This window comes from Bradyrhizobium sp. A11, from assembly GCF_042077125.1.
Classification (GTDB): Bacteria; Pseudomonadota; Alphaproteobacteria; order Rhizobiales; family Xanthobacteraceae; genus Bradyrhizobium; species Bradyrhizobium japonicum_B.
Genome location: NZ_CP149509.1, coordinates 4,940,100 through 4,961,249 on the forward strand (window position 1 = coordinate 4,940,100; position 21,150 = coordinate 4,961,249).

At 65.0% G+C, this 21,150-nt stretch carries 21 protein-coding genes; 15 read left to right on the forward strand and 6 right to left on the reverse strand.

What is annotated here, in order from left to right; translation table 11 throughout:
• Positions 1-161: 161 nt before the first annotated feature.
• Entirely contained in the window at positions 162-2,597 is a 2,436-nt protein-coding gene (locus tag WI560_RS23295) for a TonB-dependent receptor (RefSeq protein WP_375305031.1), read from the reverse strand.
• Positions 2,598-2,947: 350 nt separating this feature from the next.
• On the opposite strand from WI560_RS23295, the gene WI560_RS23300 reads away from it, so the two are divergent.
• Complete coding sequence (locus WI560_RS23300; RefSeq protein WP_375305032.1) at positions 2,948-5,113, forward strand: PQQ-dependent dehydrogenase, methanol/ethanol family; 2,166 nt, start codon at positions 2,948-2,950, stop codon at positions 5,111-5,113.
• Between the two features lie 78 nt (positions 5,114-5,191).
• Positions 5,192-5,851, forward strand: coding sequence for a response regulator transcription factor (locus tag WI560_RS23305; RefSeq protein WP_049820334.1), 660 nt, complete (start codon positions 5,192-5,194; stop codon positions 5,849-5,851).
• 29 nt (positions 5,852-5,880) lie between these two features.
• On the opposite strand, the gene WI560_RS23310 is transcribed toward WI560_RS23305, so the two are convergent.
• Positions 5,881-7,239 carry a histidine kinase gene (locus tag WI560_RS23310; RefSeq protein WP_375305033.1) on the reverse strand — a complete coding sequence of 453 codons (1,359 nt, stop codon included), beginning with the start codon at positions 7,237-7,239 and terminating at the stop codon, positions 5,881-5,883.
• A 215-nt stretch (positions 7,240-7,454) separates the two neighbouring features.
• Here WI560_RS23310 and WI560_RS23315 point away from each other — a divergent pair, with 215 nt between their 5' ends.
• Positions 7,455-8,075, forward strand: a complete 621-nt coding sequence (locus WI560_RS23315; protein ID WP_018320706.1) for a response regulator transcription factor — start codon at positions 7,455-7,457, stop codon at positions 8,073-8,075.
• A 74-nt stretch (positions 8,076-8,149) separates the two neighbouring features.
• The gene (fghA, locus tag WI560_RS23320; RefSeq protein ID WP_375305034.1) at positions 8,150-8,995 is read left to right on the forward strand and encodes an S-formylglutathione hydrolase; all 846 of its coding nucleotides are present in this window, start codon (positions 8,150-8,152) and stop codon (positions 8,993-8,995) included.
• A gap of 35 nt (positions 8,996-9,030) precedes the next feature.
• Here the strand turns inward: fghA and WI560_RS23325 are convergent, their stop codons facing one another.
• Entirely contained in the window at positions 9,031-9,603 is a 573-nt protein-coding gene (locus WI560_RS23325) for a DUF3280 domain-containing protein (protein ID WP_375305035.1), read from the reverse strand.
• Positions 9,604-9,663: 60 nt separating this feature from the next.
• On the opposite strand from WI560_RS23325, the gene WI560_RS23330 reads away from it, so the two are divergent.
• The 6 genes from WI560_RS23330 (at position 9,664) to WI560_RS23355 (ending at position 14,590) form a co-directional block, all read left to right on the forward strand.
• Positions 9,664-10,845: an ABC transporter substrate-binding protein gene (locus tag WI560_RS23330; protein ID WP_375305036.1), complete on the forward strand. Its 1,182-nt coding sequence runs from the start codon at positions 9,664-9,666 to the stop codon at positions 10,843-10,845.
• Between the two features lie 97 nt (positions 10,846-10,942).
• Complete coding sequence (locus WI560_RS23335) at positions 10,943-11,902, forward strand: YVTN family beta-propeller repeat protein (RefSeq protein ID WP_375305037.1); 960 nt, start codon at positions 10,943-10,945, stop codon at positions 11,900-11,902.
• Positions 11,899-12,705, forward strand: coding sequence for an ABC transporter ATP-binding protein (locus tag WI560_RS23340; RefSeq protein WP_375305038.1), 807 nt, complete (start codon positions 11,899-11,901; stop codon positions 12,703-12,705). Before WI560_RS23335 ends, WI560_RS23340 begins: the two co-directional genes overlap by 4 nt.
• Positions 12,702-13,550, forward strand: coding sequence for an ABC transporter permease (locus WI560_RS23345; RefSeq protein ID WP_375159314.1), 849 nt, complete (start codon positions 12,702-12,704; stop codon positions 13,548-13,550). Before WI560_RS23340 ends, WI560_RS23345 begins: the two co-directional genes overlap by 4 nt.
• Positions 13,547-14,155 carry a hypothetical protein gene (locus tag WI560_RS23350; RefSeq protein WP_375305039.1) on the forward strand — a complete coding sequence of 203 codons (609 nt, stop codon included), beginning with the start codon at positions 13,547-13,549 and terminating at the stop codon, positions 14,153-14,155. Before WI560_RS23345 ends, WI560_RS23350 begins: the two co-directional genes overlap by 4 nt.
• Positions 14,156-14,290: 135 nt before the next feature.
• A complete protein-coding gene (locus tag WI560_RS23355) occupies positions 14,291-14,590 on the forward strand; it encodes a copper-binding protein (RefSeq protein ID WP_257175797.1) in 300 nt (99 codons plus the stop codon).
• A 56-nt stretch (positions 14,591-14,646) separates the two neighbouring features.
• Here the strand turns inward: WI560_RS23355 and WI560_RS23360 are convergent, their stop codons facing one another.
• Both WI560_RS23360 and WI560_RS23365 read right to left on the reverse strand, forming a co-directional pair.
• A complete protein-coding gene (locus tag WI560_RS23360; protein ID WP_375305040.1) occupies positions 14,647-15,204 on the reverse strand; it encodes a PQQ-dependent catabolism-associated CXXCW motif protein in 558 nt (185 codons plus the stop codon).
• 10 nt (positions 15,205-15,214) lie between these two features.
• A complete protein-coding gene (locus WI560_RS23365) occupies positions 15,215-16,096 on the reverse strand; it encodes a substrate-binding domain-containing protein (protein WP_375305041.1) in 882 nt (293 codons plus the stop codon).
• 127 nt (positions 16,097-16,223) lie between these two features.
• Here WI560_RS23365 and WI560_RS23370 point away from each other — a divergent pair, with 127 nt between their 5' ends.
• Both WI560_RS23370 and WI560_RS23375 read left to right on the forward strand, forming a co-directional pair.
• The gene (locus WI560_RS23370; RefSeq protein WP_375305042.1) at positions 16,224-17,150 is read left to right on the forward strand and encodes a quinoprotein relay system zinc metallohydrolase 2; all 927 of its coding nucleotides are present in this window, start codon (positions 16,224-16,226) and stop codon (positions 17,148-17,150) included.
• Positions 17,151-17,233: 83 nt separating this feature from the next.
• Entirely contained in the window at positions 17,234-18,052 is an 819-nt protein-coding gene (locus tag WI560_RS23375) for a quinoprotein dehydrogenase-associated SoxYZ-like carrier (protein WP_257175801.1), read from the forward strand.
• Between the two features lie 118 nt (positions 18,053-18,170).
• Here WI560_RS23375 and WI560_RS23380 read toward each other — a convergent pair whose 3' ends face one another.
• On the reverse strand, positions 18,171-18,530 hold the full coding sequence (locus WI560_RS23380) for a hypothetical protein (RefSeq protein ID WP_257175802.1): 360 nt from the start codon (positions 18,528-18,530) through the stop codon (positions 18,171-18,173).
• Between the two features lie 171 nt (positions 18,531-18,701).
• Between WI560_RS23380 and WI560_RS23385 the strand changes: the two genes are divergently transcribed.
• Genes WI560_RS23385 through WI560_RS23395 form a run of 3 tightly spaced genes read left to right on the forward strand, consistent with a single transcriptional unit; the run spans position 18,702 to position 21,103 of the window.
• Positions 18,702-19,634: an ABC transporter substrate-binding protein gene (locus WI560_RS23385; protein WP_375308890.1), complete on the forward strand. Its 933-nt coding sequence runs from the start codon at positions 18,702-18,704 to the stop codon at positions 19,632-19,634.
• Between the two features lies 1 nt (position 19,635).
• Positions 19,636-20,373 carry an ABC transporter permease gene (locus tag WI560_RS23390; protein WP_375305043.1) on the forward strand — a complete coding sequence of 246 codons (738 nt, stop codon included), beginning with the start codon at positions 19,636-19,638 and terminating at the stop codon, positions 20,371-20,373.
• Complete coding sequence (locus WI560_RS23395) at positions 20,363-21,103, forward strand: ABC transporter ATP-binding protein (protein ID WP_375305044.1); 741 nt, start codon at positions 20,363-20,365, stop codon at positions 21,101-21,103. The genes WI560_RS23390 and WI560_RS23395 overlap by 11 nt, the downstream gene beginning before the upstream one ends.
• Positions 21,104-21,150 lie beyond the last annotated feature (47 nt).

A 21,150-nucleotide genomic window follows, 5' to 3' on the forward strand; every position in this document is an offset into this window, starting at 1 on the left:
GCCGGTGTGTATCCGGCACGGACGGTCGATCACGGGAAGACGACAGCACTTCCAAAGTATCTGGAGCGCGATGAGATGAAGAAGCATCGTCATCACGCTCCAGGCTATTGTTTCAGCATGAGCTTCTCGGAAAGCCGCTGCGCACTGCTCCGGATCAGGTCTTAGAACGTCACCCGCATCCCCGCATAGAACGCGCGCGGCCTGGCCGGGCTGAGCGAGCGCGGGTCGGTGAATTCGGCTCCCCCGTTGGCGAAGTTCGGCAGCGCTTCCCTGTCGAAGAACGTGCCGAGCGTGGAGTAACGATTGTCGAAGATGTTGTTGACGCGCCCGTAGAGCTGGATGTTCCGGGTGATCTGGTAGGAGCTGTGGAGATTGAACACGGCGTAGGACGGGAGCTGTGGAAACTGGTTGGACTCGTCGCCGACGTAGTACTGGCTCGAAACAAAGAGCGCGTCGCCTCCGACTTTCCAGACGTCGGTCACCGCATATTCGACGCTGGCCTTGATGAGGTGCCGCGGCAAGCGCGGAATCTGGTTGCCCGGCAGGACCTGGATGTTGCCGTCAGCGTCTGCGAACGGGCTATCCGAGCCCAGCGTTAGCGCATCGAGGAAGCGCGCATCGAGGAATGCATAGCTCGCCTGGAACTGCAGCACGTTCGACTTCACGCTCACCTCGGCTTCGAGCCCCTGCCTGCGCGTGCGACCAACGTTCTGGAAGAAGCCGAAGCCGGTCAAGCCGGGGATCGGGGTCGCGACGATGTCGTCGTAATTGGTGGCCCGGAAAGCGCCGATCTTCCATCCGAGCGAACCGATCTGCAGTTCCTTGGTGCCGCGGAAGCCCGCTTCCACCGTCTTGGACACCACTTGTTTTAGCGGAGGGTCGGCGACCAGGAATTGTCCGATGATGCAGGGCCTCGCCGGATCGGCGCAACCCAGCTCGAGCGGCGTCGGCACCCTGTTGGCCTCGGAATAGCCGGCATAGGCCGTCACTTCGGGCGTGATCCTGAAGGTGCCTCCGACGATGGGATTGAAGCGGTAGAAGGCATGATCGCCGTTGAGCGCGGTGCCGAGTTGGTCCATCAGGGAAATCTGGGCGGCGTTGAACCGTCCGCCGCCAGTGACCGCAAAACGATCCGTCACGTCGAACGTGTCCAGTGCATAGAGGCCCTGATACTGGTTGACGGTGCGAAGCGACACCGGGCCGATCGACGTCGGCTCGCCCGACTGACCGAGGAATATGCCGCTGCCCGTGACGACGTAGTTCGTGCCGATCGTTCCCAGTTCGGTGCTGCCCGTGAAGTGCGTCTTGCTGAGGTCGTAGCTTGCGCCGACCACGAAGCGGTTGCCGTGACCGAACAGCTGATCCGTGTTGGTCGCCTGTCCGGATATGCCGAACGACGTCGACTTGGTGGAGGTGCGATCGATCTGGCTGAGGATGGCATCGGGGCCGAAGGTATTGGCGAGCTGCACGCCATTCAGGCCGAACGCAGGGACGTCGTCGTCGTCGAAGCAAAGCAGCGTCGGGTCGGCGCAAGGCAGGGTATCGGTCGGGTTACCGTCGACGGTACTTTGCTTGAAGTGCCGCAAACGCGCCGTGCCTTCGAACGTCCAAGTCGGCGTTGCCTCCACCTTTCCGGTGAAGTTGAGATAGCCGACCTTGTTGGAGATGGTCTGCGGCGTCGTATAGGTGGCGCCCCAATATTGCTGGAGCAATTCGGCCGGAACGGTACTGGGGCCCGCCAAGGAGTTGTTGGCGACGCCGCCATTGAGATGGAATTCGCTGCCCTCGAAGCGATATCCGACGTCGCCATAGAAGCGCCGCACGTCGGACGACGAAAAGTTGCGAAAGCCGTTGTCGTGAATGCCTTCGAGCGCGCCGTAGACGGACCAGTTCCTGTCGATCTGCTTGCCCCATTGCGCGGAGCCCTGAATGCGGCCGAACGAGCCGCCCATGACGTCGATCTCGGCGCCCTGATAGTTGAAGCCGTTCTTCATCTGCAGATCGATGGCACCGCCGAGCGCATTGAGCCCATAGGCGGGATTGTTGGTCACCGCGACGGCTGATCGGATCGCAGCCGTCGGAATGAGATCCCAATTGACGATGTCGGAGAAGGCCTCGTTGATGCGGACACCGTTCTGGTAGACGGCGAGACCTTGCGGCGTCCCGGCGAGCGGCGACGCGACGTAGCCGCGAAACTGGATATCGGGCTGGAAGGGATTGCCGGTCACCTCATTGATGCTGATGCCAGGCACGTGCTGCTGCAGGGCATCGGCGATGTTCGGCGAATTGGCGCGCCTGATCTGGCCGGCGTCGACCGCGTTAATCGCCGAGGGGACCTTGTCGACGTCGAGACCTCTGCCGCTGCCCGGCGAGGTCGGATAGACGTAAAGGCGGGTCCTCGGCGCAGCGGACGACGGTGCGCCGATGCGCGCGACGGGCCGGGACGGAGCACTACGCCGCACGCCCGGCGGCGGTGCCTCGACCTCGACCGGCGGCAAATTCTGGATGTTGGTTTGCTCATCCGGCGCGGCGCCCGCGTCGGTCGCCACGACCAGTCCCGTACAGATTGAAATTACGACCAGACCCCGAACGCCCATCCGTCTCCACCCACATTTTCGGCAATCTTGTTCCCCGCCGTTCAAGCCAACGTACAGGCCAAAAGCCGCGGCACGCCAGCCGTAAAAGGTCCGCCCTCTCCACGGCAGGAAATCCCGATCAAATCGGGAATTCTTCCCGATCCAGCCGCCACGCGATCGTCGACCTGCTTCGACTCTCGGGAAGTATTCCCGGTGCCGGCGAGACTTTATGCTCAACCCGACCGATGATCTCTGTGCAATCCTTGGCGCGACATCGCGACCTGGTCGCGAGTCATTCATCCGTAGACTCAACACCCCGCCCTTCGTGGCGGGGTGCCTTTACGGCAAGCAAAAGACAGGCGGAGGAAACGATGAGGCTGCGGGAACGCTTTTCCGTTCGAGATCTATTTGTCCGGCGCGTCCGCCGCCGCCTCGTCACGGGGTTCGCCGCGAGTCTTGGCGTCGCCGCGTCCATCGCCGCCGCAGGCGCGCAGGACACGACCAAGAGCTTGACGCCCGACAGCATCAAGGCCGCGATTGCCCAGGTCGACAGCGCCTACATCAAAGCCAATGCGGCGACATCCAACAATTGGCCGACGATCGGCCTGGACTACGCCGAGACGCGTTTTTCGAAGCTCAACCAGATTACCGCTGACAACGTCAAGAGCCTCGGCCTGGTCTGGACCTACAACCTCGAATCCTCGCGCGGAGTCGAGGCGACGCCGGTCGTCGTCGACGGCATCATGTACCAGACGGCCTCGTGGAGCGTCGTGCATGCGATCGACGCGCGCACCGGCAAGCGCATCTGGACGTTCGATCCGCAAGTCAACCGCGAACTCGGCTACAAGGGCTGCTGCGATGTCGTCAACCGCGGCGTCGCGCTCTACAAGGGCAAGGTGTTCGTGGCCGCCTATGACGGCCGCCTGATCGCGCTCGACGCGGCAACCGGCAAGAAGGTCTGGGAAAAGGACACGCTGATCGACCACGAGCATTCCTACACCATCACCGGCGCGCCGCGCGTCTTCAACGGCAAGGTCGTGATCGGACAAGGCGGCGCCGAATATGGCGCGCGCGGCTATGTCACCGCATACGATGCCGAAAGCGGAAACCAACTCTGGCGCTGGTTCACCGTGCCCGGCGATCCGTCGAAGCCGTTCGAAGACGAGTCGATGGAGAAGGCGGCCAAGACCTGGGATCCCGCCGGCCAATATTGGCTCAACGGCGGCGGCGGCACGCCATGGGACACCATCACCTTCGACCCCGAGCTCGACCTCGTCTACATCGGCACCGGCAACGGCTCGCCCTGGAACCGGAACGTGCGCAGCCCCGCCGGCGGCGACAACCTCTATCTCGCCTCGATCGTGGCGCTGAACGCCGACACCGGCAAATATGCCTGGCACTATCAGGAGACGCCCGGCGACCACTGGGACTACACCTCGACCCAGCCGATGATCCTCGCCGACATCAGCATCGACGGCGCGCCGCGCAAAGTCATCCTTCACGCGCCCAAGAACGGCTTCTTCTTCGTGATCGACCGCACCAACGGCAAATTCATCTCGGCGAAGAATTTCGTCGATGTGAACTGGGCCACCGGCTACGACGCCAACGGCCGCCCGATCGAGGTGCCGGCCGCGCGCGGCGATGCGGCATACGACTCCATCCCCGGGCCCTACGGCGCCCACAACTGGCATCCGATGTCGTTCAACCCGCAAACCGGGCTCGTCTACCTGCCGGCCCAGAACGTGCCGGTGAATCTCATTCCGGAAAAGAAATTCAAGCAGAATGCCGCAACGCCGGGCAAATTCGGCGGCACCACCGGGTGGAATGTCGGTTTCGTCCTCAATGGAGAGCCGCCCAAGAGTCTTCCGTTCGGGCGCCTGATCGCGTGGGACCCGGTCAGGCAGAAGGAAGCCTGGCGCGTCGAATACCCCTCGCCATGGAACGGCGGCACGCTGACCACGGCCGGAAACCTGGTGTTTCAGGGGACGGCGGATGGTCGGTTCGTCGCCTATGACGCCAAGACCGGAAGGGCGCTGTGGGAGACACCGACCGGCACCGGCGTCGTCGCGGCGGCTTCGACCTACATACTCGATGGCGTGCAGTATGTCTCGATTGCCGTCGGCTGGGGCGGTGTCTATGGCATGGCACAGCGCGCGACCGAGCGGCAAAGCCCTGGAACGGTCTACACGTTCGCGCTCAACGGCAAGGCGCCGCTGCCGGAATTCGTGAAGTACCAGACCGAAGGCCTGATCCAGGGCGTGAAATACGATCCGAAGGACGTGCCGGAAGGAACGGCGCTCTATGTCGCCGCCTGCGCCACCTGCCATGGCGTGCCCGGTGTCGACAAGGGCGGCAACGTCCGCAACCTCGGCTACGTGCCGGCGGAGGAGATCGCCAACCTCAAGAACATCGTGTTCAAGGGACCGTTCCGCGACAAGGGCATGCCGGACTTCACGGGCAAGCTGACGGAAGCCGATGTCGTGAAGATTCAGGCTTTCATCCAGGGCACGGCCGACGCCATACGGCCGAAGAAGTGACGCGGCGCCAAGGCTGCGGCGGCAGCGCCGCAGCCGGCGGAGATGGTTTCAAGCCTAACGTTGCATCAATCAGGCGCGATGCAGACCAGAGAGTTCCATTTGAGCCCGATACTCGTCGTCGATGATCATCCAATCATCGCAGAAGCGTGCCGCGTCGTGCTGGGCGACGTCGAGGACGTCGTCGCTGCGCGTGATGTGCCGAGCGGCTATCAGGCATTCCTGGAGCACCGGCCCGGAGTCGTCATCCTGGATCTGACCTTTCCCGGAGAAGCACTGGGCGGCGTCGACCTACTGCATCGCATCTCCTCGGATGCACCGCTCGCGCGCGTGCTGGTTTTCAGCATGCATGCGGACGCAAGCATCGTCGCGTCCGCAATCAAGGCGGGAGCCATCGGATATCTGCTGAAGGACTCCGCACCGGACGAGCTGCCGAAGGCGGTGCGTCAGGTCAGGCTCGGTCATCGCTATGTCGACGAGCGGATCAATTTGCGCGGCGTGCCCCTGCCCGATCACGTCGAATTCGGCAAGGCCGCCACACTGACGCGCAGGGAAAGAGAGGCGCTCAGCCTGCTCGGCCAGGGAAACGCCTACTCTGCGATCGCCGAAGAGCTGGACATCACGCCGCGCGCCGTCGCGCGGCTCGTCAAGCAGGCGAGGATCAAGCTCGGGATCCGTCGCACCAGCGACCTGCTCCGCCGTGCGTACGAGCTCGCGGGCGGCGCAGACGGTTCGAATTGACCCGGCGCGGCGCGCGACATCAATTCGGATCAGGACGCGGCCGTCGGAACCAAGGCCTCCACCGTCACCCCTCCGTCACCGGACACGACATTAAGCGTGCCGCCCAGCGCCAGGATCCGCTCACGCATCCCGACGAGGCCGAAGCCGAGCTTCTGGCCGGGCTCCATGCCGCGGCCGTTGTCGCTGACCCGCACCCGGGCGCAGGAGCGGCCGTCGTGAGCCGTCTGCTCTGCCGGTTCGATGACGACATTGACCGAGGTCGCGCCGGCGTGGCGGAACACATTGGTGAGCGCCTCCTGCACGATGCGGTAGATGGTGAGATCGGCGGTCTCGCCGGTGGGCCCGAGCGCGGGTGAGATCACGGTCTCGACCGCGACATCCGGATGCGATTCCCGCCACAGCCGCGACAGCGATTCCAGCGCCTGGCGCAGGCCGAGCTCGGCGAGCCCGACCGGGCGGAGGCGCTCCAGCACGCGGCGATTGAACTGCTGCAGGGCGTTGATCTGCTCCAGCATGGCGCTGCCGTGTTTTCGCACGGCTTCCGCATTGGGAACCCGTCCGTCCGCCTGCTTCGCCAGCGCGCCGGCATGTGCGCGCAACGAGAACAGATACGGCCCGAACTCGTCATGGAGCTCGCGCGCGATCTCCTTGCGCTCGATATCCTGAAGCGAAACCGCTCGCTCGGCGAGGCGGCGCTTGTCCTCGACCGCCTCATGAAGCGTTGCGGCAAGGTGGTTGAGCTTGGTGCAGATCGCGGCGAGCTCCGGCGCACCGCCCGGCGTGACGCGGGCCTCGTAATGTCCGCCTTCGAGCTTCCCCATCGCCTCCGCCAGCGACTGCAGCGGCGCCAACGCCCGGCCGACCACATTCATCATCAACAAGAACAGCGCCAGCGCGATCGCCGAGCCGACCTCGAGCTGGGTCACGATGCCGTCCCAGATCTCCGCGATCTCGTCATCGGGATGCGAGGTGATCAGGAGCGAACCGGGCCGGCCATGGATCGACACCGGAACGCTCACCGCGGTCTGGTCGGGGTGAACCAGGCTGACGAACCACGCTGGTGGCCCGTGCGTGTCGGCATCGGCATCGGCCCGCGGCGCCGTCAGCGGATGGCCAGCGGCATCCCGGAGCGTGATGCTGACATGGCGCAGTCGGCTGAGATCGCGGGCGATCTGGTTCAGCCTGGCGTCCGGATCGGGGGCTTCGTTGAGGTCGGCCACGATCATTTCGATGAACTCGCGCGCGAGGCGGATCACGCTCTGGTCCTCGGCCTGCACGCGGGGACCTGCCTCCGCGACCTGGCGGCCGATATTGACGGCGAGCCCCAGCGCCAGCAGCAGCGCCAGCAGGAGGTTGATGCGCCCGCGCAAGGATAGATTTTGCCACATGGGTGTCGCTCGTGCCTCGCGAAGCTCTGCCCGCCGCTGTCCGATGACGTTGACAGGGGCGGAGCGGCGGATATCTAATCGGAAGCGTACAGCAATCCCGGCCGGGTTGCATGAGGCGAGCTCGGACACATCGCTCACGCGCCTGTCCCAGGTCGGTATCATGCGGCGCAGAGCAGGCAAGTTCGTCACAGGAAACGCTGTCACGGGGAACGCCTATGCGCATTCTGATCGTGGATGATCATCCCATCGTCGCCTCCGGCTGCCGCGCCGTGCTGGCCGACGAGGGCGAGATCGAAATTTTGGAGGCCGCCGACGCCGAAGACGGCGAGTGCGTCTTCATCGTCGAACGTCCCGACCTCTGCATCATCGACATCAATTTGCCGACCGTCTCCGGATTCGAGCTCGCGCGCCGCATCCTCGAACGCGCGCCCGAGGCCCGCATCATCATGTTCAGCATGAACGACGACCCGGCCTTCGCCGCGCGCGCGATCGAATGCGGGGCCAAGGGCTACGTCTCCAAGACCGGCGATCCCGACGACCTCGTCGAGGCGATCCGCGCCGTCGGCGGCGGCGGCACGTACCTGCCGAGCGCGATCGCGCGCAGCATCGCCTTCGCCGGGCCGACGCTGGCGCAAAGCCCATTGTCAAAGCTGAACGCGCGCGAGATGGAGATTCTGCGGCTGCTCAGCGCCGGAAAAAGCCTGTCGGAGATCGCCTGGCTGGTGCAATCGTCGTACAAGACGGTCGCCAACACCTCCTCCATCATGCGCCAGAAGCTCGGCGTGAAGACCTCGGTCGAGCTGGTGCGGTTGGCGATCGACAGCGGTGTCGCCTGACGCGGGCCGCCGCCACACTTTCGCTCACACAAGCGTTGCAATGTTGATGTGGTGAGATGCCACGGAGCTAGGGCATGACGATTCAGACTGTCTCGACCAACAAATCCTACGGCGGCGTGCAGGGCGTATACCGCCATGCGAGCCAGGCGACCGGAACCGACATGGTGTTCTCGGTCTACGTTCCCCCGCATGCCGAAGGCGCGAACCTGCCCGTGGTCTGGTATCTGTCCGGCCTCACCTGCACGCACGCCAACGTCACCGAGAAGGGCGAGTTCCGCAAGGCCTGTGCCGAGCTCGGCCTGATCTTCGTCGCGCCCGACACCTCACCGCGCGGGCCGGACGTTCCCGGCGATGCCAACAATGCGTATGATTTCGGGCTCGGGGCCGGCTTCTATGTCGACGCCACGCAGGAGCCGTTCGCGCGCAATTATCGGATGTGGAGCTACGTGACGGACGAGCTGCCCAAGCTCGTGGCGGGAAATTTTCCCGTCGACGCCAAACGGCAATCCATCATGGGCCATTCGATGGGCGGTCACGGCGCGCTGACGGTGGCGCTGCGCAACCCGCACCGCTATCGCGCGGCGAGCGCATTCGCGCCGATCGTGGCACCCTCGCTCGTGCCCTGGGGCATCAAGGCGCTGACCGGCTATCTCGGACCGCACAAGGAGGCCTGGCGCAGCCACGACACGGTGGCGCTGATCGAGGACGGCGCCAAGTTCTCCGGCTTCCTGGTCGACGTCGGCGAGGCCGACAATTTCCTGAAGGAGCAGCTCAAGCCGGAGCTGCTCGAAGCCGCCTGCACCAAGGCAGGCATCCCGCTGACGCTGCGGCGTCAGGCGGGCTACGACCACAGCTATTATTTCATCTCGACCTTCATGGGCGATCACCTGCACTGGCATGCGGAGAAGCTGAAGGGGTGAGGCCTTCTTACCCTCCTCTAGAGGGTAAGAGTCCCCTACTCCTGCCTGCCGTAATTCGGCGCGAGCAAGCGGTTGCGGATCAGGTAGCTCATCGCGCGCGTCCAGGCTTCATCGGTGTTGCCGCGCATGTCGACGCTCGCCGCGGTGATCATGGCGCCGGTCTTCACGTCGCGCAGATAGACGTTGAGGTTGATGATCAGGTTCGAGACCTTCTGCACCATGCCGGTGATCTCGAGCTCCGCTCCCAATTGCCCGGCGAGCTTGAGATCGCAGCCGCCGCAGGCCTGCAAGTTGGCGCGGCGGGCGGCGTCCCTGACCGGCGCGATGTCCAGCACCTGGAACCGGCCGGATTCGGTCAATTCCTTGCGGAGTTGCTCGCTGATGCGCAGGAGCCGCGCCTCTTCGGGCCTGGAGCCGTAGAACTCCCCGGGCAGGCTGGTGTCGATCAGCTCGAAATCGAACACGGCCAGCTTCGGCGGGTCGGCGCGCGCGACCGAAGGCGTCAACAGCAAAGCGGCGACCATCATCGATGCTCGCATGATCGTGATTCCGGACGCCGCCAGCGCGCGGACGAAATGCGGGGTTGCATGCCCTGACAAATTGGTCATGCTTGAAGCAGAGACAATTCTCCACCTGGGGTCAAGCCGGGGAGATCGTCCGGAGGAAACATGATCCGATGGTTGGCCGGCCTGATCGGCATTGGTCTTGCTGCGACGAGCGCGCTCGCGGCGGAGCCTGTCCTGATCGGCGTCGGCTATCTCGGCCTCGCCGCTCCCCGATCGACGCTGTCGCTGATCGAGCAGCCCGCGGAGAATGACGGCGTCGCCGGCGCCCGCCTCGCGATCGATGACAACAACACCACCGGAAAATTCCTCGGCCAGCGGTTCGCGCTGGAAGAGCGCCGCGTCAAGGAAGGCGACGACCCGGTGCAGGCCGCGACCGCGCTGGCAGAGAAGAACGGCTTCATCATCGCCGACCTGCCGGCCGACGCGCTGCTGAAAGTCTCGGATGCCTTGCGCGAGCGCGGCACGCTGCTGTTCAATATGGGGGCGATCGACGAGCGGCTGCGCGAGGCCGATTGCCGCGCCAACGTGATCCACACCGCGCCGACGCGCGCAATGCTGGCCGATGCGCTCGGGCAATATCTGGTCTGGAAGAAGTGGTCGCGCTGGCTGCTGGTTGTCGGCTCGCACGACGAGGACAAGCTGTTTGCCGACGCGCTGCGGCGCACCGCCGCACGGTTCGGCGCCAAGATCGTGCAGGAGAAGACCTTCGAAGACAAGGGCGGCGCGCGGCGCACCGACAGCGGCGTCACGCTGATCCAGCGTCAGATGCCGGTGTTCACGCAAGGCGCGCCGGCCTACGACGTGCTGGTCGCTGCCGACGAGAGCGAGGTGTTCGCCGGCTACCTGCCCTATCGCACCTGGGATCCGCGCCCCGTCGCCGGCTCGGCCGGCCTCGTGCCCCGCAGCTGGGACGCATCGCAGGACCAGTGGGGCGCGATCCAGATGCAGAACCGCTTCATGAAGCTGAATTCGCGGCGCATGACCGCGCGCGACATGCAGGCCTGGACCGCGGTGCGCATGATCGGCGAAGCCACCTCGCGCACCAATTCAGGTGACGTCAAGAAGGTCACGGACTTCATCAAGGCTCCGGATTTCTCGGTCGCCGCCTTCAAGGGCACGCGATTGACCCTGCGCGACTGGAATTTGCAGCTGCGCCAGCCGATCCTCCTGGTCGACGGCCGCATGGTGGTGTCGGTCTCGCCGCAGGAAGGGTTCCTGCACCAGGTCTCCGAGCTCGACACGCTCGGCTATGATCGTCCGGAGAGCAAATGCAAATTGAAGTGAGCGATGTGAGATGAGATCGAGCTGCCACCGCGACGACGCTGCGCCCCCTCCCCCGCGAGCGGGGGAGGTCACGACCGCCCGCGGGCGGATATCACGCATGCTACGAGCAGCGTCGCTGCTGACTCTTGGGCTCATAGCGGCGCCTGCGCAGGCCTTCGTTGCCTATGTCTCGAATGAGAAGAGCAACACGGTTTCGGTGATCGACACCGACAGCTGGACCGTGACCAAGACCATCAAGGTCGGCCAGCGCCCGCGCGGCATCGATTTTACGCGCGACGGCAAGTTCGTGATGGTCGCGGTCGGCGACGACGACACCATCCAGGTGATCGACGCCAAGACGCAAGTCGTGGTCGACAGCCTGCCCTCCGGCCCCGATCCTGAACTGTTCGCCCAGGATGCGGCCGGAAAAACCCTCTACGTCGCCAACGAGAACGACAACACGGTGACCGTGATCGATCTCGAGAAGCGTACCCGGCTCGGCGACATCCAGGTCGGCGTCGAGCCCGAGGGCATGACCATCAGCCCCGACGGCAAGACGCTGATCAACACCTCCGAAACCACCAACATGGCGCATTTCATCGACACGGCCACGCGCCAGATCGTCGCCAACGTGCTGGTCGATGCCCGGCCGCGCTATGCCGAATTCAAGCACGATTCGTCCGAAGTGTGGGTGTCCTCCGAGATCGGCGGCACCGTCTCGATCATCGACCCCAGGAAGCACGAGGTGATCGGCAAGGTCACGTTCGAGATTCCGGGCCTGCGGAAAGAGGCGATCCAGCCGGTTGGCATCGGCATGACCAAGGACGACAAGACCGCCTTCGTCGCGCTCGGACCGGCCAACCGCATCGCCGTGGTCGACGTCGCCTCGCGCAAGGTGACGAAATACCTGCTGGTCGGGCAGCGGGTCTGGCACATGGCGTTCACGCCCGATGAAAAATATCTGCTGACAACCAATGGCGTCTCGAACGACGTCTCCGTCATCGACGTCGCCGCGCAGAAGGTGATCAAAACCATTCAGGTGGGCGAACTGCCCTGGGGCGTCGCGATCGCGCCATGACCAGCCCTGCGCCGAGTCCCGAACCACAGGAGGCTCCGAGGCTGGAAACGGCGGCGGTGCCGGCGCTGTCAATCGACGGCGTCAGCCATGCCTATGGGTCGCGCCGGGCGCTGATCGACGTCTCTTTCGATGTGCAGCCGGCAAGCTTTACGGCCCTGCTCGGCCTCAACGGCGCCGGCAAGAGCACGCTGTTCTCGCTCATCACGCGCCTGTTCGGCATCCAGTCCGGCCGTGTCGTCATCTTCGGTCACGACATCAGCAAGAGTCCCGGCGAGGCGCTGCGGCTGCTGGGGGTGGTGTTCCAGCCCCGCACGCTCGACCTCGACCTGTCGCTGACGCAGAACCTGCTCTATCACGCCGCACTCCACGGCATCGGCCGGAGCGACGCTGCAGCGCGCAGCGCCGAGCTGCTTGGCCGCATCGGGCTGGAAGAGCGCGCCGGCAGCAAGGTGCGCGATCTCTCGGGCGGACAGATGCGGCGGCTGGAGATCGCGCGTGCGCTGCTGCACCGGCCGCGGCTATTGTTGCTCGACGAGCCGACGGTCGGCCTCGATGTCAAGGCGCGCGCCGACATCATCGGCCAGGTCCGCCAGCTCGTGACGGAGCAAGGCATCGGCGTGCTCTGGGCCACGCACCTGTTCGACGAGATCATGCCCAGCGACGACCTCGTGGTGCTGCACCAGGGCAAGGTGCTGGCGCGGGGGCCGATGAGCCGCGTCGTCACGGAGGCCGGCGCGCAGGACGTCAACACCGCCTTCATGCGCCTGACCGGTGCGCAAGCGATGCCGGGAGGCGGCGCATGAGCAGCATCACGGCGCGCGAGGCCCCGCGTGGCTTCTCATTCGCCGAGTACATGACCTGTCTCACCGGCATCGTCTGGCGCGAGGGCCTGCGCTTCCTGCATCAGCGCGAGCGCTTCGTCTCGGCGCTGGTGCGGCCGCTGGTATGGCTGTTCATCTTCGCCGCCGGCTTCCGCCAGGTGCTCGGCATCTCCATCATCCCGCCCTACGAGACCTACATCCTCTACGAGGTCTATATCGCGCCCGGGCTGATGGCGATGATCCAGCTCTTCAACGGCATGCAGTCCTCGCTGTCCATGGTCTACGACCGCGAGATGGGCAACATGCGCACGCTGCTGGTGAGCCCGCTGCCGCGCGGGTTCCTGCTGTTCTGCAAGCTGCTGGCGGGGACCGCGGTGTCGCTGCTCCAGGTCTATGCGTTCCTTCTGATCGCCTGGTTCTGGGACATCACCCCGCCGTCGTCGGGCTATCTCACCGTGCTGCCGGCGCTGATCCTGTCCGGGCTGATGCTGGGCTCGCTCGGCATGCTGATCTCCTCCGGGATCAAGCAGCTGGAGAACTTCGCCGGGGTCATGAACTTCGTCATCTTTCCGATGTTCTTCGCCTCCTCCGCGCTCTATCCGCTCTGGCGGGTCCAGGAAGGCAGCCCTTATCTGTACTATCTCTGCGAGGCCAATCCGTTCACCCATGCGGTCGAGCTGATACGTTTTGCACTCTACGGACAGATCAACTGGATCTCGCTGGCGGTGGTCACAGCTTGCACAATCGTCTTCATGATCGGTGCAATTCTGGCCTATGATCCCTCGCGTGGGCTGGCGCGACGGGGGCCCGCAGGAGGCGAAGGATGAAGGTTCTGGCGATGGCTGTTGTGGCGCTCGCGCTGTCGGGCACGGTCGCCCGCGCGGCCGATCCGCGCTACCCCAACTGGCCGTGCACGCAGGCCAAGGTGCCAGAGATCTCGCTCGCCGCCGTCTGGGCGGGGCCCGCGCTCGACGACGCCGAGACCAAGTGGAAGAACGACGCGAAAATCACCGCGCTGGTCGCAAAGCTGTCGGCGCGCAAGACCCCGATGGACGAGGCCGCGAAGCTGGTGAAGGACTTCCTGGCTGCCTCTTCCGCCGACAAGACGACCAACGCAAAGCTGCTTTTCGCCGGCCTGTTCGATACCCTCAACGCCCAGCGCTCGCAGGTCATGAACGGGCTCGAACGCGTCAGCCGCAAGCAGCGCGAGGCCGCCGACAAGATCCGCGAGGAGGCAATCCAGCTCCAGGCGCTTCAGGGCGCCACGCCGCGTGACGAGGCCAAGGTCGAGGCGCTCAGCAACGAGCTGATCTGGAAGACCCGAATTTTCGAGGACCGCAACAAGGTGGTGCGGTTCGTCTGCGAGGTTCCAACCACGATCGATCAACGCCTGTTCGCGCTCGGCCGCGTGATTCAGCAGGAGATGGAATAGCGTCAGCATCCCTGACGGCAGTCGTAAGTTCCCGCGATTGCGTCAGATCGTTAACCCTCGCCGCGGCTATCCGGCGGAACCAAATCGATCTAGGATGGCTTGTCGAAGTGAACTCCAGGACGTCGGGAGGCCTCGATGGGAACCACCAAGTTTATCTGGGCGGGCGCTGCGGCCCTCAGCCTGCTCGCAACCAGCGCTGTTGCTGACGACATGACCGGCATGGTGATGCGGATCGATCGGCTCAACGGCACGATCTCGATCCAGCAGACGCAGAAGGGCACGGTCGGCGCCAGCACCGGAAGTGCCGGCGCGCTCCAGGAATACAAGGCCAAGGACGCCGCGATGCTGGACGCCGTTCATGCCGGCGACAGGGTGAACTATTCTGCGACCGACAATAACGGCACCGGCACCCTGACGAAGTTGCAGAAGCAGTAGACGCCTGCTTTGCCTCCCCGCAAGCGCGGAGAGGCAACAGGACTGCGCTCACTCGCCTACTGCTCCGGCCGCGGTTCCGGCTGCGACTCTTCTGTCGGAAGCTTGGCCCGCTCCCATCCATCGGTGCCATCGGGGTACCAGGCGATGTTCGAATAGCCATAGGCCAGCGCGCGCTTGGCGGCGTTCCAGGACATCCAGCAATCGGCGAGGCAATAGATCACGAGCAGCGCGGCCTTGTCGCCGCCCGAGACACGAGCGAGCCCGCGCTGGAAGTAGTCGTCCATGGCCGGCGGCAAGGTGCCGTAGCCGGTATCCGGCAGCCAGACGCTGCCCGGAATGTTCCTGCGCGGCGCATCGCGCCACACCGTGCCTTCCGGAAGGTTCTTCGGCTTCGGCGGGCGCGGCAGCACGTCGATGAACGCGCCGCTCTTCGCCCGCCAGATCGCTTCGGCTGCCGCCGTGGTCAGCACCCGCGCGCCGGCCAGCGTTGCCGGCACCGGCGCGCGATAATTGTCGGCGCGATAATTCTCAGGCTCGAATGGCTCCTGCTGCTGCGCCTGAACCGGCGCCGCCAGCACGGCAGCGACGAGCGCAATGGCGGGAAGCCGCCTCATGGCGCCTGCCTCACGGCGTTTTCTTGGCCGTCTCCGCATTGAGCGGCCGATCGCTCTCGTCGAGCAGCGGAACGCCGAAGTCGAGCAGGATCTTGTTGATCTCGCCCTGGTTCTCCTGGATCAGCTTGTTGAGCTGCCGTTTCCAGTTCTGGTCGGCGGGACGCACGCCCATTCCGATGCGGTAGACCAGCTTCGGCCCCGTGGTCTCCTTGACCAGCGGCGTGACATGAAGCGATCCGACCTTCTTCGCGTAGTAACCGGCCATCGGACCCCACAGCACGCCGGCGTCGATCTTGCCGGCCGCGAGGTCGTCGATCATGGCCTGCGCCGAATTATCGTAGCGCGTATCGACCATCAGCGGATAGGGTTTTGCATTGCTCATCAGGCCGGCGATGGCCATGTTGGTCGCCGGCGGGGTGCCGGCGACGATGCCGACATGCTTGCCCTTCAACTTCGGATCCTCCAGCGTATCGACGCCGTCGAGTCCGCTGCCGGTCTTGGCGACCAGCGCATAGGTGGTGCGGTAATAGGGATTGGTGCCTTGCACGACGTCATCGCCCTGCGGAAAGCCCATGATGACGTCGCAGCGATGCGCGCCCAGCGTCATCCGCACGAAGCCCGTGGCTTGCGGGAAGAAAACGTAGTCGAGCTTCTTCTTGAGCCTGTCCGCAAACAGCTCGGCCAGCTTGTTCTCGAAGCCCTCGCCCTTCTCGTTCGAGAACGGCAGATTGCGTGGATCGGCACAGACGCGCAGCACGTTCGGGTCGACCAGCTCGAACGAGAGGTCGCCGCTGTCGTTGGTCTGCGCGATGGCGACGTCGCCGAGCGCGCAGGACGCAACCAGGACCCACAGTGAAAACAACCAGCGACGATGTCGTCCGGCCTCCGTCATCGCGCTTCCTCCTCGTTTTGTTTGAATGCTATCCATGCAACGCATGACGCGCCATGTTTTGCCAGACCCTGCTGGGTTTCCTTTGTTGCAGTGCAATGCAGGCCATCCTTTGAACTGAGGCGGAAAAGTGTCTCGCATCGCTCGAGTGATCGCAGCCTTGTCCCTGCTGGGGACAGCAACGCTAGCACGGGCCGGGGCGGCCGAATTGCCTGTGAGCGAAGTCGCGCCGGGAATCTTCGTACACTCCGGGACCATTGCCCTGATGAGCCGTGAGAACGAGGGCGACATTGCCAATGTCGGCTTCATCGTGGGCGATGATGCCGTGGCTGTCATCGATACTGGCGGCAGCGTGCGCGAAGGCGAGGCCCTGCTGGCGGCGGTGCGAGCCCGTACGCCCAAACCGATCCGCTATGTCATCAACACCCACGGCCACCCCGACCACGTCTTCGGTAACGCGGCCTTCGCCACCGCCGGCGCAAGCTTCGTCGGCCATGGCAAGCTGCCCCAGGCGCTCGCGACGCGCGGGTCCCACTATCTCGACAATTTTCGCCGCATCATGGGTAGCGAGCTGATCGATCCCGTGAGGATCATTGCTCCCACCCTCCTGGTTTCGGACACGATGACGCTCGATCTCGGGTCGCGTCGCCTGACCTTGCGTGGCTGGCGGGCCGGACATAGCGACAACGACGTCACCGTGTACGACGAGACGACCAAGACCCTGTTTGCAGGCGACCTCGTCTTTCTCCGCCACATTCCGGTCATGGACGGCAGCATCCGCGGCTGGCTCGACACGTTGAAGGAGCTGGAGGCGATTCCGGCGCAGCGTGTCGTTCCCGGTCACGGGCCCGTGAGCGACTGGCCAGCCGCGCTGGCCGACGAACGGCGTTACCTGTCAACGCTGCTGTCCGACGTCCGCGCGTCGAACAAGAAAGGCGAGCCGATCCGGGCCGCCGCCGACAAGGCGGCTGCCGAGGAGCGGCCGCGCTGGGAGCTGTTCGGCGATTACAACGCCCGGAACGCAACTGCAGCATTCTCGGAAATTGAATGGGAGTAGCCGGCGCGCTAACATAAGCAGGAGATCGGCTCCGCTGACATCCGGGAACGAGATCGGCTTCGCTGTCTCAGAGGACCATGACCATGACGGGATGCACACGCCGCCTGCCCCTGATCGCCGCACTGCTCGGCATCGCCTTTGCCATGCCGGTGCAGGCCGAAGAAGCCTACGATCCCTGGCCGGGCCTGGTGCAGGACATCTTCAATGGCCGGCCGATGAATGACGGCAGCGCCGTCATCGGCATCGAGATGCCGTATCGCGCCGAGGACGCGGCGATCGTGCCGGTGACCCTGCGCAGCAAGCTGTCGCCCGCAGACAGCCGCCGGATCCGTTCGATCACGCTCGTGATCGACCGTAACCCGGCGCCGATGGCGGCGAAGTTCGAGCTCGGCGCCGATGCCAATGTCACCGAGATCTCGACGCGCGTGCGTGTCAACAATTACACCGACGTCCACGCGGTGGCCGAGCTCAGCGACGGCCAGCTCTATGTCTCGAAGGTCTACGTGAAAGCCTCCGGGGGCTGCTCGGCGCCGGCGGGAAAGAATGTCGAGGAAGCCAACAGCCGGCTCGGCAAGATGCGCTACCGGCAGTTCGCGCGCGAGGAAGCGCCGGCGAGCCGCGTCCGCGAAGCGCAGATCATGATCGGCCATCCCAACAATTCCGGCCTGCAGATGGACCAGGTCACGCAGCTCTATATTCCCGCCTTCTTCATCAACCAGCTGAAGCTGACGCAGGACGACAGCCCCGTGCTGTCGATGGAAGGCGGCATCTCAATCTCGGAAGATCCCAATCTGCGCTTCACTTACGTCTCCAACGGCGCCAAGCGTTTCCGCGCGGAAGCCAGGGACACCGAGGGACACGTGTTCCGCAACGAGTGGGATGTCGAGAAGCCGGGGACTTAAGTCTCTCGATCGTCATGCCGGGCTTGGCCCGGCGATCCACGAACTGCACGCCTTCCCAAAAAACGTGGATGGCCGGGACAAGCCCGGGCATGACGAGTACGGCTGGCATGATGCGCTGTCAGAAGCACCGCACCTCGGCTTCCGCCTGCGCACGCCGCAGATCGTTCATTGCCGTGTTGGCCTGCTCCGATGTGCGGAACTGGACGCCGAGATTGCCACGCACCTGCGACATGCTGAGCGCGGTCTCCGCGGTCACATAGCGCTCATAGGGGATGATCGAGGCCACCACGTCGATCGAGCAGGAACATTGCTCGATCGACTGCCGGCTCTCGCCATTGGCCTTCATGCAGCCATAGACGTACTCCGCGCGCGCCGACGTGGGATAATCATTGACGTCCTCGGCCTGCGCCACGCACGACGTCGCCGCCAGCACCGTCAATGCGGCGACAATCGGTCGTAGCTGTCCGGCCAGTTTCATGCGCATCCTCCCGCTGGTTGCGACTAAAGCTATGCTATGCGTATTGTCCTGAAAAGCACTCTGTCAGAGGAAACGGCTCACAAGGTGATGAGAGCACTTGGCCTGATAAGGGCACTTGGCCTGACAAGGGCACTTGGTCGACCGTTGGCGCTCGCGGCGACGCTGGCGCTGATGCTGGCGGCACCCGGCCGCGCCGCGGAGACCATCCGCCTTGCGGTGCAGAAAACCGGAACGTTCTCCTGGGAGCTGGCCGCGATCCGCGCCAGCGGGCTCGACAAGGAAGCGGGCCTCGCGCTGGAGGTCACCGAGCTCGCGAGCACAGAGGCCGGCAAGATCGCGATGCGCGCAGGCAGCGCCGACATCATCCTGTCGGACTGGCTGTGGGTATCGCGCGAGCGGGCGCTCGGTGCCAAGCTCACCTTCTATCCTTACTCCAGTGCGCTCGGCGCGGTGATGGTGCCGGCGTCATCGCCGATCAAGTCGCTTGCTGACTTGAAGGGCCGCAAGCTCGCTGTCGCGGGCGGAGCAATCGACAAGAGCTGGCTGCTGCTGCAGGCGCGCATGAAGCAGGACGGCATCGACCTGAAGTCGGAGGCGACCGTCGTCTATGGCGCACCGCCCCTGCTCGCCGCCAAGGCGCTCGACGGCGAGATGGAGGCGAGCCTCAACTTCTGGAATTTCTGTGCCCAGCTCGAAGCCAAGGGTTTCAGGCGCCTCGCCGGCATCGAAGACATTCTGCCGAAGCTGGGTGCCAAGGGCGCCGTCTCCGCGGTCGGTTACGTCTTCGACGAGAATTGGGCCGCGAGCCATCGCGACGCCGTGGCGCGCTTCATCGCCATGACCCGCAAGGCCAAGCAATTGCTGGTCAGCTCGGATGCGGCCTGGGACAAGATCGCGCCGCTGACGGGCACGAGCGATGCCACCCTGCTCAAGACCTATCGCGAACGCTATCGCGACGGTATTCCACGCCGGAGCATCGCCGAGGAGGAACAGGACGCGCGCGTGCTGTATCGCGTGCTGGCCGAGATCGGTGGCCGAGATCTCGTCGGCCCCGCGGCCGAGCTCGATCCCGGCACGTTCTACCACGCCGTGCCCGGAGACTGAGGTGCTGCGTCTTCTCTCCTTCGCCCTGCTCCTCGCGACCTGGTGGATTGCCGCGCTGTTCGTCGGCGGCGCCAAGCTGCCGTCCCCGCCGGCAGTGCTCGAGGTGATGATTGCGGAAGCCTCATCCGGAGCGCTGTTCCTGCATCTCGGCGCCACGCTGGCGCGCGTCGCGCTCGCCTTCGTGCTGGCGATGTCGCTCGGCAGCGCCATCGGTTACCTGATGGGACGGGTCAGGCTCGCCGACCGGCTCGGCGATCCCTGGCTGATCCTGCTGCTCAACCTGCCCGCACTGGTCGTGATCGTGCTGGCCTATATCTGGGCCGGCCTGACCGAGACCGCCGCGATCGCGGCGATCGCCATCAACAAGCTGCCGACCGCCGTCGTCACCTTGCGCGAGGGCACCCGCGCGCTCGACAGCTCGCTCGACGAGATGGCGAGCGTTTTCGCGATGCCGCGCTGGCGCGCATTCCGCCATGTCGTGCTGCCGCAGCTTGCGCCCTATATCGCGGCCGCCGCCCGCTCCGGACTGTCGCTGGTGTGGAAGATCGTGCTGGTCGCCGAACTGCTCGGCCGTCCGAACGGCGTCGGTTTCGAGATCGGCGTCGCCTTCCAGCTGTTCGACACGCCGCGGCTGCTGGCCTATTCGCTGACATTCGCCGCGGTCGTGCTCGTGATCGAAACCTTGCTGGTGCAGCCGTTCGAAGCCCGCACAACACGGTGGCGACCACGTGCGGCTTGAGGTCGACATCACGGGCAAGACGTTCACGAGTGCCGCGGGCGGGACCCACGAGGTGCTCGCGCCGCTCAAGTTCGCGCTTTGCCCCGGCGAGGTCGGCGTGCTCATCGGTCCGTCCGGCTGCGGCAAGAGCACGATGCTGCGCATCATCCTCGGGCTCGATGACGATTTCAGGGGCCATATCGCGCGGCCGCCGCAGGCGCGGATCGGGATGGTGTTCCAGGAGCCCCGGCTGCTGCCTTGGCGCTCGGTCGAGCAGAATGTGCGGCTGGCCGCCCCCGATGTGACCGAGGCGAAGCTGTCGGAGCTGTTCAGGATTCTGGAGCTGGAGGCGCATCGCAGCCACTTTCCCGGCGAGTTGTCGCTCGGCCTTGCCCGGCGCGTCGCGCTCGCCCGCGCTTTCGCAGTCGAGCCCGACCTGCTGGTGCTCGACGAACCCCTCGCCTCGCTCGACGACGCCCTCGCCGGCCGGTTGCGCGACGAGATCGCAATGCTGGTGGCGCGGCGTCCGGTGATGACGCTGCTCGTGACCCATAGTCTCGACGATGCGATCCGGCTCGGCGACCGCCTGTTGGTCTTGTCGCCACGCCCCGCGCGGATCGTACAGGAGCTTCCGATCGCCATCCCGCGCGCCGCGCGCAGCGAAGCCGAGATTGCGGCGATCAGGACCGAGCTTGCACGGCGCATCCAGTCGGAACAAGGCGACGTTCACGCCGGGCGGGATGTCTCATAGGCAACCGCACGAGGCCCGTGCTAAATTGGGTCGCAGCGGAGTCTGCT